Consider the following 15,470-nt stretch of genomic DNA (forward strand, 5'->3'; position numbering starts at 1 on the left):
AACTTCAGGGAAGAGTAGACCATCACGGGGGAAATTGCTTAGCTGGAGCGTACATTAGCCATCCCCCCTTGTCGCTCAGGAAGAGGATTCATCCATTAATACCTGTGCCGCCTGAATGTCATGCTTGCCCAGGAACATCATTAATTTAACCAGGTTGCCTAAAGGTGCCTCCTTGTCTCCGGCAATCAGGACAGTAACGCCGGGTTTTTCCCTAACACTTTCCAGTAGCTTGCCAGAAAAAACGTTCCAGCTGTCAAAGCGCTGTTCCTCTAGCGCCCAGGGTTCACCTTCCGACAAAAGGCTCACTGTCAGCGTCTTTGGCTCCCGGGTCACAGTGGTATCTGCCCGGGTTGCCTGGGGCAGTTCCACAGGCAGGCTCAGGGTCTGGGCATTTGCCGTAAACAGCAAAAACACCATCACAATAAAGACCACATCCAATAGTGGCGTTAAATCCGGTAAGGGCAAAGCCGCACCGGTTTCCTCTGAATCTTTTATCCGGATCATGCCAGCACCGCTTCATTGGTTTCCTGAATACCTGAAGCCTTACTACAGGGCTTATGACTGACTTCGCTACCTTCAGCCAGCCCGTCATCATTCATTTTCAGGCCTTCGAGCAACAAGTTAACATGGTTCATGGCAAATTCCAGTTTGCCAATATACTGGTTAGCCCATATTCCCAAACCATGGGCCGCAGTCAGCGCAGGAATGGCCACTATCAGGCCAAAGGCGGTGGTATACATGGCTTCCCAGAGTCCTCCGGCCAATACATCCGGGGTCACGGGTCCGGCTATACTGGCAATGCCCTGAAACATGTTAATCAGGCCCAGTACCGTTCCCAGAAGCCCCAGCATGGGCGAGAGAATACCAATGAGCATTATGGGCTTTAGCCAGGCATGTAAAGCTTGCTTCTGCTTGAGCAGCCAAAGACCTGCAACTTCTTCCCGCACCTCTTTATTGCAAGCATTGTGACTTAATAAAATGGCAATGCCCTGGCGAATGCCACGGTTTTTACACAGATTATTACACAACTGTTTTTGGCTGCTATTGCAATGGGCACACTGTTTTATTTCCAGGTAAAGCGCCTTCAGACTTTTTTTGCCAAGGGAAGGCAGCATGGCATAGGTAATCAGCCGCTCAAGAATCATGGCAAATCCAATACAGGAAACGGCCAATAACGGCCATGCCATAACGCCTAATGAAGAAATTTGATCTGCCAACATGATGGGTTTGCCTAAGCTGAATTAATTTTGAACTCTACAGGTACTTGAAATCGTGCCTGAACAAAGTGGCCATTGCGCTGCTCAGGTTTAAACCGCCACTGTTTGACTGCTAAAATGGCAGACCTGTCCATCTGGTGATAGCCGGAAGATTCCAGAATAATAATGTCTATCACCTCACCTTGTCTGTTGACCAGCAATTCAAGAGTCACCTGGCTTTCAATATTCCTGCGACGATAGCGATTAGGATACATGGGCTGCACCCGATGAATAATGGGCGGCTGAGAAACCAGCACAGGTTCGTCACTCAAGTCATCAACCTTGCTTTCCACCAATGCTGTTTTTATTGACTGCTTTTGCTCAGGCATTTCCTGCTTTTTTTCAGGCTGTTTCTTAACTTTCCCGGGCTTTACCTTTTCCGGCTTTTTCTCAATGTGCTTTTCAGGCTTTTTCAGCACTGGCTTGCTATTGGCCTGAGGTTTAGGCAAAGGCTTTTTAAGAATTTTTTGAGGATGAGGTTCAGGTTTAGCCTCTTCTGAAACTTTTGGTATCTCGGGAGCAGTGACAACAGAAAAGGTCAGGCTTACCGGTGCCTGGATACTTCCTGTATTCATACGCTCAACCTGCTTTTCCTGCTGGCTAAAATGCATCACAGCCGCCACATGGGCAGACAGGGAAATAAGCAAGGTCAGAATCAACTTACGGGACATTACATTAACAATCGATCCAGGCTGGTTAGAAACAGTTCAGGCATCTCTGTGAGAGTGATAAAGAGTACTGGAAGTCCGCGATCTATTCAATAAGTTGAATGATAATAATTTGCATTAAGCTCGTATTTTTTCCTTACCTGAGCGCATTTTGGGACTATTGAGCTTAAGGCCGCTGATAAAGTTAATTTGCCCGAGAAAATGGGTTCAGTGGCCATGGAATGCGGCAATTCATCGCCCCACAGGATTTTTTTATTTTTCTTAAAAGCTTGCTGCCTCCCTTGCCTGTTAGTTGTACCACTTGATAAACCTGGTCTCCCCATGCGGTTACAAAAAACAACATCACATCGGTTCCCGTTGTATTCACACTTTCCCTGACCGCCAACGAACCAGAGACTTCATGGTCTGTATGAAGATACCTCTCCTTTTCTTCAGAAGAACTTTCGTTGTTATACACCGCATAAAATACATCAAGAATAGTCCGGTTTTTTTCACCGCCTGCATTGAATTCTTCCTGAACCCATTGATAGCATTCACCTTGTAGTTTTGGCTGATCACTTTGGACATAACCGACGGTATTAAGAATTTCACCCGCCATATAAACAGGTATTGCATACCGAGGCATCAATATCTGAATGCCCAGTAGATAGATTAGCGATGACACATGCATGTTGCAGCGACATATAAGCCCCTGGGGATTACCATAACGGAAAAGATAGTAAAAATCCCTGGCAAGTAATAAGACTCCGGAAAAAATACTGGGTGTATATGTTGTGGTGAGATCGGGTCCTGCCTGCTGCTTTTCTTTTCCACATAATTTTTTTAGTTCTTCCAACTCTTCTATTAAATCCTCTGCATCGGATACTGGCAAGTGTGAAAAAGCAAGATACTCAATAATTATAGAGGGGTCTGTTATATTATAGGCATCAACCGCCACCTTATACCCCTCGACATTACTGGATACGCCCTGTTCAAAAGCCTTTCGCGTCTCTTTTCTATTTTCCTCTCGTACTGCTCCATGTTTTTCCTGCTCTCTTTTAAATTGTTTTGAGTTCCAGGCATCGGCAATCATACCAAGAAGAGGATCAACTGCGCTTATTCCCAAGGCAACCAGAGGAATTAACAGGCTCTCAGGATGAAAACTTGGGTCATAGCTTACACTGGAAAACTGCCCCCGGTATAGAACCAGGCTTTCATCCCTTGTTGTACCACCATTAGCAATAGACCATTCATTATTAAATGTTTCCATGCAATCTGGCCCTCTATCCCCTTCCAGAACGGTGGCGTTCATTTGTTGAATGATATTATCTTTGTAATTATCCGATAACTCTATGAGCGCTAAAATTTTCCCCCCCAGTTGTAATGCACGCCCAAATAAAACCAGCGTGCACGGACCAGGGTATAAATCATCATTTGGGTCAATAATACCTTCTGCTAACTCGCAAGATGACCTTTCTCCCATTGGCTCCCTGACATTAAAAATATCACTGGCTCTCTGTGAAAGGGTTTTTGCCCGGGCATCAACATAACTCTGAAACCCATGTTGGATATGCTTTTGTAATGCCTCCCTGAATTTCTTTGCCAGATCAGTCTTGCCTTTTTTTCTTTTTACTGAAACTAACGTTACTATGACGGGATCAAACTCTTCTCTATAGGCCAGGCTTTCCAAGTCTGCCGCCTGTTCCAGAGCCTCACGATATTCACGATACACTTCCGCATTTTGATAACTCTCCCGAGCTTTAAGTTTCTCCACTAATCGGGTGATCAGTTCTTTTCCACTCCCGGACACAGCGGTTTCCAGATTCAGGCCCATCATTTCATTCTGTAATTCCATTGTCTCTTCTTCATCCTTTAAAACTTCAATCGCCCTGTTTTTTATATTTGAATCCCTAAGACAGTGTTCACGAATTAAAAAATCCATTCTGGAAAACATCTCAGGACGCTGTTTAAAAAAATATTCAGTGCTCTTATCACTTTCCACTATCTCCTTCATTCTTTTATATTTCCGCTGAACAACTTCAAATTTCTCCCTGGTTTTTTTAAGCGCCTCTCTTGCATACCTTCTCTCCGAGCCTTTTGAAAAAGATAAAAACTCCCTGAAAGCCTGGCTGACTGTTGAATCAACAAATACTTTTTTAGTTATTGGTTTTTTTCTTGAATATTGATCATCAGCACTAGTGGATGTTCCAGCCATCTCTCTTTCAGGTCTGCTTTCCGGGTCAGGTTCTATAGTAATGGTGGTATCACCCTGCTCCCGCCTCCCTTTAAAACTTTGTAGTTTAACGCCTTCACTCACTGAGTATACAGTGGACTGACGGGTAAGCTTTTTCTTCTTCCCTGCTTCAATTTTTTCAGAAAAGAAATAAGAAGACATTAGAAGTGTAATCGTGAACAGATAGTTAAATAACTGCCTGACCTTTTCAAAATGCAAGATACTGAACAATTTAAAATACCCAGCGCCAATAGTATAGATATTAACGCTTGGCAGTATAGTAAACATGGACAATAAAAAAGGAAAAAATCTTTTATGGTACTCTTTGGATATCAAGAGCAAAAACACACGAATATCATCAGAAATGGGTACTGCTTTCTGGCGATCATAGTCAAAGAGGCGGGCACCATAACAGTACCCTCTGTCCAAAGCACGGGATACTGTCAGGCCTGATGCAATACAACCCTTGAGCTGTTCCCGATTGTCTCCAACCCTGTTTTAATTATCCAGAATAATTTCCGGGTCCCAGTCCAGCCAGTCACTATCCACCTTTCGATAGAGTTTGAATTGCTGACCATCAACAAGCAACTGTGTAGGCACCTTGGGTGTGGCAAAGGCAATACCGCCTGACAGTAAAGCTTCAAGCGACTCTGTCCTCACCTTGGCACCTGAAAATAATCCCAGTTTCATATCAATGCCACTGGCATTCCAGAACTTGCTTTTATCACTGACCAAGCTGGCATACCGGTCTTCAATAGTGATAAAAATCACCACATGGTCAGCAGGATTACCCAGCCTGTACCCGATCACCTCTCCCACTGGAATGTCCCGATAATAAACAGGATTCCCCCGTCGGACAGACCCCAGGCCTGAACTGACCAACTCAATGTGCAAGCCCCCCGAGCGATTGAAATTATCAGGCTCCCGATGGCTAGCCACAAAGGTTTGTTTCGCCGTTCCTGACTGTTTCCCCGGCTGCACACTAATATATGGCCCCGTTATCAGCGTTTCCAGGTGGGAGGTGCCAGTCCCAGCTTCGGTTTAACCAGCCAGAAAAGACTCCCTTCCGATGCCAGCCACTGATATTTTTTATCCAAAAAAACTCGGGCATGGACACCATCCCGTTCAGGACTCACAGCCAGATCAGTCACACGCCCTACCCGCATTCCCCGAAATCTCACTAATGAACCTACACTTAAGCCCTCTGCCGTTTCAAAGCGAATAGCTATAAATAGCCCATTTTCTATGGCACTGTCTTCATCCTGATACAACTTGAAGTGCTTACCATTAACTACTTTATTCGCTTTTTTAGCGGGCGTTGAAAAGGCAATACCGCCTGAAATAAGCGTATTAAGTGTGGCCGAGCGCACTTTTACCCCATCCAGGCCAGCCTCAACACTCACTCCACTGACATTCCAGAAACGACTGCTGCTGTTCACCAAGTGACTAAACCCGGGTTCGATTAATAGCCGGATATCCACACCGGCATCTTTTAATTGGTAATCTTGCACTGAACCCACAGGAATATTTCTGAACAAGACAGGGCTACCGGCAGAGATACCGGATAACGCGTCAGCACTAAGGGTCAAATGTAGCCCGGGCGCCGAAGCCGGAGCCGGAGGTCGCCGGGCATGGCCATTAAAGTGCCGGGCAGCCCGCTGCTTCTCTATATCCTGCTGACTGACATCAACCGCTATATAGCGTCCTCCCAAAAGAGTATCCAGACCCGAAATACCCTCCGGGCCAAAGCGGGGTTCAACCACCCAGAACTGGGCACCCTCTACCAGGCCTGGCATCATTTCAGGACGAACCACCGCTTCAGCAATCACCTTTGATAAATCGTCACTGATATCCAGCTCATGCACACGCCCCACTTCAAAGCCATGGAACAGAATAGGCGTGCTCCCCTCCCTCAGTGAAACATTCAGGGGAAACTCTATGGTGATGGGAATTCCTGTTTCAGCTTGCTCATAGTCCCGATAAAGAACAAACTGATCACCATCTGCCACAGCCTGTGCGCTCTCTTCATTGCTGCCTTCATTGGGTGTGTAAAAAGCAATGCCCCCCTGAATCATGGAAAGCAGGGACTGGGTTCGAATCTTTAAGCTGGGAAGATGCCCTGAAATATCAATGCCACCCGCATTCCAAAACCGGGTATTGTGCTTGATCAGACCTGAAAACTGCTTATTAACATACAGTTGAATTTCTACATAGTCTCCACTGGCTGCCAATGAGTAACCGGTCACTTCCCCAACCTTAAAACGACGATAAAGCACAGGGCTGCCAACCTGTAGAGAAGACAGCTCTTTGGCCTTTAACGTGAGCCGCAGTCCCTCATTCGCCTCTGCCAGGGGGGGAGCCTGCTCCAGTGCCTTGAAATGAGAGGCCTTTTTGCCCTCCTGGGAAGGCTTGAAGGCAATGTAATTGCCTGAAACCAGTGTCTCCAGTCCCGAGATACCGGCCATGGATACTTGGGGTTTCACCAGCCAGAATGTGCTGCCTTCCCGGAGATACTTTTTATAGTCCGGGTTTATATCGATGGTCACATCAACAGCATTCATATTACGGGTAGGGGAAAGCCCGGAGACCATCCCCACCACAAGCCCGTTATGAACCACTTCAGTTTTTCCGGCTTTTATACCCCGACCACTTTCGAACTGGACATGAACCTCCAGCCCTGCCTCAGCCACTGTTCTCCAGCCTAACCAGCAAACAATCAGCAGGGCAATGAGTGGCAGCAGCCAAATGGGTGTTAAGCGACGGCTTTTGTTAATAACCGGCCTGGCGTGTTCTGGCCCATCATTCATTGTGTCTCTCCTTACAACTGGGCCATCGATTCAGTTTTCCCTGCACCCTGCTCTCCTGAATCCCATAGCAACCTGGGGTCAAAACCAGCGGCCGCCAGCATGGTAATCACCACTACCGCAGAAAAGGCATAAACACCCGGCCCGGCGGTTACCGATCCCAGCTGACCAAATTGAACAATGGCAACCAGAATGGCAATGATAAAAATATCAAGCATTGACCAGCGCCCTACCCAGATAATCAAACGATACAGCTGCATCTGTCGCCCCACCTTCAAGCCCGGCTTTCCTACGGATAATAACAACCAGAACATGCCCACCAGCTTCAGCAAAGGTACCAGCACACTGGCGGTGAAAACCAGGATGGCAATGGGGATCATGCCATGATTAACCAATTCCATAACCCCTGACATGATAGTATCCGGCTGCCCGGTACCAAAGCGATCAACCGTCATCATTGGCAACACATTGGCTGGAATATAAAGCAGGGCTGCCGTTATAGTCAGCGCCCAACAGCGGGTGATACTGCCTTCTATCCGGGGTTGAACCCTGGCACCACAACGAGGGCAAACCGTATCACTCACCTGACACACCCGACCACAGTCACGACAAAGTTTCAGCCCACGCTGCAAGCCGGTATTCAAACCGCTACCCAAAACCTATACGCCTCCATATTTCCCCCTTATTCAGGTTCAGGCTGATGGTAATTTCCACCACCATCAGTCCCGCAAAGCAAAACAGTCCGATGCCAACATGAACCACCGCCATGTCTGCCAGTTTAATCACCGACACCAATACCCCCAGCAAATAGATTTCCACCATGGTCCATTCGCTTAAATGAACATAGGCTCGCATGAATGAACGAGCCAGGGCATGACCTCTACCCCAAAATGCGGCCGATAAAATCGGGAGAAGAAAGACCAGGCGGGCCAGAGGAACCAACATGGCAGAAAAAAATACCAATACCGCAATAGGCGGCAAGCCACCCCGCCAAAGCGCCACCACACTGTTCCAGATAGTGCTATGTTGCTGATTTCCCAGTAACTCCATGATTAGCACAGGATAAAAATTAGCGGGTATATACAAAACCAGCCCGGTAATCACCAGGGCGAGAACCGTCCCCAGACTATCCGGTTTACTTCGGGCAATGACATGGTGACAGCGGGGGCAACAAGCCTTCTGTCGGCCTGATAGCGAAACAGCGTCAACCATCAGGTCGCAATCAGGGCACAACCAGACACTGGGAGAAGAAGTCGTTAAATCTGAAGCCAATTTGAGTCCATTTCAGTCAGTTATTGAAAGCTTATGTTTAGAATCTGTTTGCTACCCTAATCTAACCCGGATGTTTTACCCAATAAGGCAGAAAGGCAATCACTATTATCTCATGCTCTTTAGGGGCTGTTGAGGCTTTATCATGAGTTCAGTGGTTCGTAAAGCGGCCTTACGCAAGGCGAACTGGCGCAGCGCGTAGTTATTCTACTCCAAGCCAGTTCAACACAGCCGGAAGGCCGCTTTACGAATCACCCGAAGGGCCAAAGCCAGCGCTTCCGTGCCGTCGTTACAGCAGCTTGAAAGACATCAGTATTCCTGCGCTGCTGCGCCTAGCCACGAAACCGCTGGCTTTGGCTGAGCACATGATAAAGCCTCAACAGCCCCTAGCAAATACCGATTTTCACCCAAGGGATAATACGGTTATCGGCCATAAATTTGAGTTTCTGTCTTTATTCTGGGATATAATAGCCGGTCGCTAATTATGACCTGTTCTGAGCCTGGCACATCGCTATTATCCTCTTATCGGGTTCCGTTCTTTATACCAGACACCCTGAAAGGCGGTACTGGCCGTAATTCAAGGATGTAACTGGTATTATCACTGCCTTATCAGGACAGCCATATTCCCCAGGTTGAAGAGGTACATCTATGCTTCCCGTCGAACGTCGCGAACACATTCTTGCCTATGTTGAAGAAAAAGGCTGCGCCAACATTGAAGAGATGGCCCTGAAATTCGATGTTTCGCAAATGACGATTCGTCGAGATATCCGTACACTGGAGCAGGAAGATAAGCTTCGGGTAACTTACGGCGGCGCGGTTTCCAAAAGCTTCCTTATGGAAGATATCCCCTATGAGAAAAAGAACGCCGTCAATATTGAAGAAAAAAAGTCCATTGCCTATGAAGCCCATAAGCTGGTAAAGGAAGGACAAATCGTATTACTTGACGCAGGCACCAGCACCATGGCCCTGGCCAAGTTACTGATGCGTATGAAGGTCACTATTATCACCACAGACCTGAAGATTGCCCTGCAACTGTCTGACTCATCCACTGCCAAGGTTTACACCACTGGCGGCAATGTCAGTGCCATCACCAAGGCTCACACAGACGTCACTGCACTCAGTTTCCTGGATAGCATCAATGCCGATATTGCTTTCCTGGCCACTAACAGCTGGAGCCTGGAACACGGTGTCACAACCGCGTCCACGGACCACTACTATATCCGTCGCAAGATGCTGGCCCGTGCCAACCGAAAAGTCCTGCTGGCTGATTCCAGCAAATACGGTGCCTCCAGCATGAAAACCATCTGTCCTCTGGATGAGCTGGATGTAATCGTCACTGACAACAAATTCAGTGACGAAAATGTGCAGGCTATCAAGGAAGTCGGTGGCAACCTGATTATGGCCTCCTGATCCAGATTGCAACAACCGCTAAATCCCATGAACGGGCCTACCAAGCCCGTTTTTTTGTTTGCAGGAGCCTGATAGCATAGGGGCTGTTGACGTTTGCCAGGAAGTCTAAGCAGTGCGCCAGTTATGTATTCCATTTTTATTAGTCGCTCTTACCGGATGTGTTTCCCGGTTATACATAGCAGATGACTATTCAGGCTTTTTGAAGAACTATTCCCGGCTTGAAAAAGTTGAAACACCATCAGAAAGTGATGTCTGGCGCTGGATATCACCGGACATTAAATCCCGGCATTATAAGGCCGTTTATTTTGAACCATTAATCTTTTTTCCACAGCCACATACCCAGGATCAGGTTAGCCGTGAAGCACTGGAAACAATCAGACAGGCCATGGAAGCCAAGGTTCTTGATGTGGCTAACCACCTTGGTTTACCCAGAGCCCGACAAAAAGGCGCTGGTGTCTTGGTAATAAAACCCGCCATCACCTCCCTATCGGTCAAGCTACAGGATTTACAGATACGTGAAATCATTCCGGTTCGCTTGGTCATTTCCGGTGCGGAGCTGGCAATGGGCTGGCGCGATAAAGATGTTACATTTTTATTAGAATCCGAACTGCAAGATGGTCAGACAGGGCAAACCATGGCAATGTCGGTACGTAAAATAAAGACCCTGCCTTTGCAGGACGACAAACAAAAGCTAAGTATTGAGCATGCCCGGTCTGAAATAAACCAGCTGGGAAAAGATCTTAAAATAGACTTTGCCAACCTTAAGGCATTAATCGAAGAAAAACGTTCAAGCCAAGCTGTACCCCGTTAGAAAACCGTAGTTTGATTGGTAGACAGGCTAAACTAGGGGACGTTCTCAATTAGTCATGAGACCAGTTCCTCACACAGGCATTCAGGCAAGGCGTACGACGCAGGGCAGGGTGGTTCCCTGTTCAAGTCGTACAACGGGGCATGAATGCCTGTGTGAGGAACCCGAAGGGCCTGGCGCTCATCACGGCTGGCTGGTCACATGTCTAATTGAGAACGCCCCCTAGTACATCATTTCAATGTGTTTAAGGTATTGAAATGATGTACTGGCCACAAGCACTTACTCATATGAATATAAGTCCAATGAAACCTATTATTTGTGTACCTATGGGCGACCCTGCCGGTATCGGCCCGGAAATAATTGTTAAGTCCCTGACGGAATCCGACCTGTTTACCCGCTGTAAAATACTGGTGATCGGCAGTGAATCTTTCCTGAAGCGTGCCGCTGAAGTCTGCAACAGGCCCGTTACCATCCATAAAATGAGTTGCTCCTCCCATTTATCCCTGGTGCCCGGTGCCATAAACCTTTTAAATCGACCGTTGGCTGATGCAGGTAAGATCAAACCAGGGGAGATTTCTGCCGCAGCAGGAAAAGCCTCCTATCAATTTATAAAAGAGGCCGTCATCCTGGCCATGAGTAAAAAGGTGGACGCCCTGGCAACCACGCCTATTAATAAGGAGTCATTAAAGGCTGCCGGTATTCCCCATATTGGTCATACTGAAATGCTGGCAGAACTAACAGGCAGTCACGACCCACTGACGCTATTTCAGGTTAAAAAACTAAGGGTCTTTTTTCTTAGTAGACACCTGTCTCTTAGAGAGGCATGCAATGCTGTTACGGAAGAACGGGTTTACAATTACATCACTCGATCAATCAATACCCTTAAGTCGCTGGGAATTACAAGCCCCAGGCTAGCTGTTGCAGGGCTTAACCCTCATTGTGGTGAGCATGGGCTTTTCGGGGATGAAGAAGACACTGCCATTGTACCTGCTGTTAACCGCGCTTCTTCAAAAGGGCTACAGGTTTGCGGCCCCCTACCTGCCGATTCTGTTTTTTACCAGGCCCTCTCAGGTAAGTTTGATGCCGTACTTTCCCTTTACCATGACCAGGGGCATATAGCCACTAAAATGGTCGATTTTGAGCGAACCATATCAATTACCTGCGGACTGCCCTTCCTGAGAACATCGGTAGATCACGGCACCGCCCATGATATTGCAGGTACAGGAACAGCCAGCCCTGTCAGCATGACCGAAGCCATCAGGCTGGCAGCGGTCTATACCAATAAAATAAGAAAATTAAAACAGCCATAAATTCAAAGGAGGGATTGAGTCTGATACATTCGGTTCCAGCTTGAATTTACCCTCATTGATATTGATTCTGACCATACAAAAAATTATTAAAATATTCTTTATATCGTATTTTATTATTATTTTCTGACTATATAATCACCAACCCATCAAATGTTATTAGCCTTTTTCAAGACTATTCCTCAAATTCACAAAACATTACTGAAAGAATACCTATGTTTATTGTCAGTTCTTACGCCATGGCTATTATCATGTGACCTGAGTTCGACATAAGGAACTGATTTTATATAGCATAGCTACCACGCTGATTAGGGATGGAGTAGTACTGTGCTGACCAAGGTATTTTGTAGGGTAGACGATTTTTGCAAGCAATTTGAACCAAAGCTAAACCAGTATCTGATCGAGCATTGTGGCCGCAAGCGCATTCGTAAACAGTCTCTATCAATCAGCGAAGTGGCCACGATCGTTATCCTATTTCATGCTAAAGGCTATCGTTGTCTGAAGCACTTCTATATGAATCATGTCTGTAAATACTGGCATAAGCACTTTCACGGGCTAGTCAGCTACAATCGGTTTGTTGAGCTGATGCCACAAGCGCTTATGGTACTCTCAGCTTTCTTGCAAACACGATATGGCAAGGTGTCTGGCATTTCTTATATAGATTCAACCGGCATCGCTGTCTGTGAAAAAAGTCGGGCTCTGCGCCATAAAGTGTTTAAAGATGAAGCAGGCTGGGGTAAGTCTTCTACACACTGGTATTACGGCTTTAAGCTTCACTTGATTATCAATGATACCGGTGAGTTGCTGGCGGTTAAGTGTACATCAGGTAATACCGATGATCGTGCTGTTCTTGAAGATATGTGCTGCCACTTGTTTGGTAAGCTGTTCGGCGACAAAGGCTATATATCCAAGGCCAAAGCCCAGCTTTTAAAAGAAAAATACGATGTTGACCTGATTACGACGCGCAGGAAAAACATGAAACCTCAGAACCTGCCTGCTTTTGATAAAGTACTGCTGAGAGGGCGTGCAATCATTGAGACAGTCAACGATCAGTTGAAGAATATCTCTCAGATAGAGCACACCCGCCACCGCTCAAAGTTCAATTTTATGGTGAACTTGCTGGCAGGGCTTGTAGCCTATACGTTTCAAAAAAAGAAGCCTTCTCTGAACATTCAACATACGGGGCTGGTTGAGTTGGTTGCTTAACCGTTATGTCGAACTCAGATCACTGGTATTGCAGTCACTGATGAACAGACCGCGGCAAAAGCAGCGCAGTATTTCGTGGAAAAAGGTGTTAATAAGGTAGTCATCACTCTCGGCAGTCGGGGAGCTTATCTCTACGAAAATGGTATGGGCCAGTTAATCCCTGGCCATAAAGTGGATGCTATTGATACCACCGCAGCGGGTGATACCTTCAATGGTGCTTTGTTGGTGGGGCTGAGCCAAGATAAGACCATGGAAGAAGCTATTCAATTCGCCCATAAAGCCAGTGCGGTATCTGTCACCCAAATGGGAGCCCAAACGTCCATTCCCTATTTGACTGATCTCACAGCGTTCTTCAGTTAATGGTTAATATATAAGCCCCGTAACCTGTGAGTTCTGCCTCACAGGTTTAAAGTCATAACACTTCCCGTTTTCAGCTTTTTTCCTGCGCTGTGGCTGATCCCTTTTTCTTTTTACCCTTACGACGCTTTACACCATGGGAACCATTATTGATCTTGCCCCTGAATGTGGTTTTATCACCCTTTCCCATATGCCACCTCTTGTTTTTTTTCTACGCCGTCTCACAATATGATGAGAGGCTATAGAATACAAGCACGATTTCATCATCCGGATACAAGCCTGCCGGTATATCCGATCGTTAAAAGTCACACCCTAAAAAATCATAATAAGTTAATGATCTGGCAATCTCTGGCGAACCAGCATTTCAAGGGCAGCAATATCCCTCCGGGTAGCCGCCTGCTCCTCATCTACACGCTTGAACCCTGCCAGGGTTGCCTCTGTCAGTGCGTTTAACCCTCTGGCCAGGGCATCAATCTTATGATCATGCTGATCTAATCGCTGATCCTGTTGATCAAACCGGGCATCATGCTGTTTAAACCGCTCACGCATTTCTTGTCGGGTTTCCAGCATAACTTGATGGGTTTCACCGGAAATTTGCACCAGGCGCTCCATCCCCTTTTCCAGGGTATCAACCCGAAACTCAAGGGATTCAACTCTAGCTTCCAAGGACATATATCACCCACTATTTTTTTGGCTGCCCAAAAAGAATAGCAGGTAAAATATAAACAGATTGATTATTCAACTGTCACCTGGTAACTGACCTCATCGCTTTCACCCGGCTTAAGTGTTTCTACTGACCAGGTTAGTTCACCCCGGTAGCCCTTGTCTTTACCGCATGTTAGCTGCTTCAAACTGCTCTCTTCGCAGCTTTCCAGGACTGTAAACGGTGGTGTCTGGTCGGTGATAGTTACTTTATCAATGCGTGATGCACCGGCATTGGTGAAGCCGATGGTGTATTTCAGGATATCGCCGGGGGCTGCGGTGTTGGCTGTTGATGGTTTTCCGCCTGCTCCTGTCTCACTGGTGTTAGTCACCCACTTGCTCAAGACCAGTTTACCTGCATTCTGGTCGGTGACGGTGATGCGGTCAAAGGCATTAGCAATCAAGGGCTCTTCCTGATCTTTACTGTCGTCATCTGCACTTTTGACCTTTGTCGCTGTCAGGGTGAGTATACGGTTTAACCCGTAGGGAGTATTCGCCGGTACAAAAAAGCTGGCTTCAAGGCATGATGGTTGGGCACCATCATCGGCCTTCGCTATAGTCAGCTTGTTATCAGGGAGGACGGTAGCGGTATCCGCCGTTGCATCGCAGGAGAAGGACTTGATCATCACCGGCCATTGATCCTGACTTTGCTCTTCTTTATCAGCATCCCAGTCAGCGGATAACGTAAACTCACCGGCTTGTGAGCTTTTCAGGGTATGGAGAAAGCTGACCTTTGTGCCGGGCAGAACGGTACGGTGGTGGTTGGGTGTCAGGGACAGGGTGGGGGTGCCATCGATATAGCCAAAGTCCACTTTGGCTGTTTTATCATCATATATATAATCATTTTCACGAACTACCCTGAAATTCGGGATTCCTTTACCCAGTGAAAGACCTTTCAGCATTGGCTGGTCTGGCTGTACTTCAACCTGGTAGTCGTCACCCGCATACAGGCCACTAAACGTAACTTTCCCCTCACTGTTTGTTACCAGATACTCCTTTTGATCAACAACTACAGGCACGGAATTTTCATCGGGGCGTACACGGTATAGCCTTACTTTAACCCCTTCCAAGGGCATTTCAGTCGAATCACATTTGCCCTCCTTGTTCTTAACTTTACAGACGGTTGCCTCAATACTTGCAGGCTTATGAATCGTTATTGGTGGGCTGAACTCTGAGGTGTTTCCTTCCTTATCTATGGCTATGGCTGCTATGCCTGTTCCATCCTCTCCTGTAAATCGAAAGCTTACGAATATGGCTTGCGTCTTTATTGTTTTTTTACTCACAGGATCTATATAAGAACCCTCTGCCCCTGTAAAGATCTCATCTGATTCTTCAGGATTTTCAGATTTTGCATAAGTATCAAAGTGTTCATATACACCTCCTCTTACTGTGTATAACTCTAATGAACCAAAGCTTTTCGGGTTCAAAAAACCCGACAACTTAACATTGGGTGAAAGTCTCATATTGACCA

General features: G+C 46.7%; 16 protein-coding genes. 5 read left to right on the forward strand and 11 right to left on the reverse strand.

The annotated features are described in order from the left end of the window. Window positions 1-75: 75 nt before the first annotated feature. The 8 genes from MJ595_RS02850 to MJ595_RS02885 all read right to left on the reverse strand — a co-directional run bounded on the left by MJ595_RS02850 (window position 76) and on the right by MJ595_RS02885 (window position 8,152). Window positions 76-504 (reverse strand): biopolymer transporter ExbD, encoded by a 429-nt coding sequence (locus tag MJ595_RS02850; RefSeq protein ID WP_263081025.1) that lies wholly within the window; start codon window positions 502-504, stop codon window positions 76-78. After that, a complete protein-coding gene (locus MJ595_RS02855; RefSeq protein ID WP_263081026.1) occupies window positions 501-1,220 on the reverse strand; it encodes a MotA/TolQ/ExbB proton channel family protein in 720 nt (239 codons plus the stop codon). The genes MJ595_RS02850 and MJ595_RS02855 overlap by 4 nt, the downstream gene beginning before the upstream one ends. Before the next feature lie 11 nt (window positions 1,221-1,231). Beyond that, on the reverse strand, window positions 1,232-1,927 hold the full coding sequence (locus MJ595_RS02860) for an energy transducer TonB (protein WP_263081027.1): 696 nt from the start codon (window positions 1,925-1,927) through the stop codon (window positions 1,232-1,234). 181 nt (window positions 1,928-2,108) lie between these two features. Continuing rightward, on the reverse strand, window positions 2,109-4,298 hold the full coding sequence (locus tag MJ595_RS02865; RefSeq protein WP_263081028.1) for a hypothetical protein: 2,190 nt from the start codon (window positions 4,296-4,298) through the stop codon (window positions 2,109-2,111). Between the two features lie 336 nt (window positions 4,299-4,634). After that, on the reverse strand, window positions 4,635-5,117 hold the full coding sequence (locus MJ595_RS02870; RefSeq protein ID WP_263081029.1) for a hypothetical protein: 483 nt from the start codon (window positions 5,115-5,117) through the stop codon (window positions 4,635-4,637). A gap of 20 nt (window positions 5,118-5,137) precedes the next feature. Beyond that, the gene (locus MJ595_RS02875; protein WP_263081030.1) at window positions 5,138-6,943 is read right to left on the reverse strand and encodes an MlaD family protein; all 1,806 of its coding nucleotides are present in this window, start codon (window positions 6,941-6,943) and stop codon (window positions 5,138-5,140) included. 11 nt (window positions 6,944-6,954) lie between these two features. Beyond that, window positions 6,955-7,596, reverse strand: coding sequence for a paraquat-inducible protein A (locus tag MJ595_RS02880; protein WP_263081031.1), 642 nt, complete (start codon window positions 7,594-7,596; stop codon window positions 6,955-6,957). Then, window positions 7,589-8,152, reverse strand: a complete 564-nt coding sequence (locus MJ595_RS02885; RefSeq protein ID WP_263081032.1) for a paraquat-inducible protein A — start codon at window positions 8,150-8,152, stop codon at window positions 7,589-7,591. The genes MJ595_RS02880 and MJ595_RS02885 overlap by 8 nt, the downstream gene beginning before the upstream one ends. A gap of 705 nt (window positions 8,153-8,857) precedes the next feature. Here MJ595_RS02885 and MJ595_RS02890 point away from each other — a divergent pair. The 5 genes from MJ595_RS02890 (at window position 8,858) to MJ595_RS02910 (ending at window position 13,300) form a co-directional block, all read left to right on the forward strand. After that, window positions 8,858-9,619 (forward strand): DeoR/GlpR family DNA-binding transcription regulator, encoded by a 762-nt coding sequence (locus MJ595_RS02890; protein WP_263081033.1) that lies wholly within the window; start codon window positions 8,858-8,860, stop codon window positions 9,617-9,619. Between the two features lie 112 nt (window positions 9,620-9,731). Next, entirely contained in the window at window positions 9,732-10,430 is a 699-nt protein-coding gene (locus MJ595_RS02895; protein WP_263081034.1) for a DUF3313 domain-containing protein, read from the forward strand. A 299-nt stretch (window positions 10,431-10,729) separates the two neighbouring features. Continuing rightward, window positions 10,730-11,737, forward strand: a complete 1,008-nt coding sequence (gene pdxA, locus MJ595_RS02900) for a 4-hydroxythreonine-4-phosphate dehydrogenase PdxA (RefSeq protein WP_263081035.1) — start codon at window positions 10,730-10,732, stop codon at window positions 11,735-11,737. A gap of 324 nt (window positions 11,738-12,061) precedes the next feature. Continuing rightward, window positions 12,062-12,940 (forward strand): IS982 family transposase, encoded by an 879-nt coding sequence (locus tag MJ595_RS02905; RefSeq protein WP_263081036.1) that lies wholly within the window; start codon window positions 12,062-12,064, stop codon window positions 12,938-12,940. Window positions 12,941-12,967: 27 nt separating this feature from the next. Beyond that, the gene (locus tag MJ595_RS02910; protein WP_263322446.1) at window positions 12,968-13,300 is read left to right on the forward strand and encodes a PfkB family carbohydrate kinase; all 333 of its coding nucleotides are present in this window, start codon (window positions 12,968-12,970) and stop codon (window positions 13,298-13,300) included. Between the two features lie 70 nt (window positions 13,301-13,370). Here the strand turns inward: MJ595_RS02910 and MJ595_RS02915 are convergent, their stop codons facing one another. The 3 genes from MJ595_RS02915 to MJ595_RS02925 form a co-directional block, all read right to left on the reverse strand. Then, on the reverse strand, window positions 13,371-13,487 hold the full coding sequence (locus MJ595_RS02915; protein ID WP_263081038.1) for a 30S ribosomal protein THX: 117 nt from the start codon (window positions 13,485-13,487) through the stop codon (window positions 13,371-13,373). A 140-nt stretch (window positions 13,488-13,627) separates the two neighbouring features. After that, entirely contained in the window at window positions 13,628-13,969 is a 342-nt protein-coding gene (locus tag MJ595_RS02920) for a hypothetical protein (protein WP_263081039.1), read from the reverse strand. A 62-nt stretch (window positions 13,970-14,031) separates the two neighbouring features. Next, a complete protein-coding gene (locus tag MJ595_RS02925; RefSeq protein WP_263322447.1) occupies window positions 14,032-15,462 on the reverse strand; it encodes a SpaA isopeptide-forming pilin-related protein in 1,431 nt (476 codons plus the stop codon). Between the last annotated feature and the right edge of the window lie 8 nt (window positions 15,463-15,470).

Origin of the sequence: Endozoicomonas sp. Mp262 (assembly GCF_025643335.1) — a bacterium.
GTDB lineage: Bacteria > Pseudomonadota > Gammaproteobacteria > Pseudomonadales > Endozoicomonadaceae > Endonucleibacter.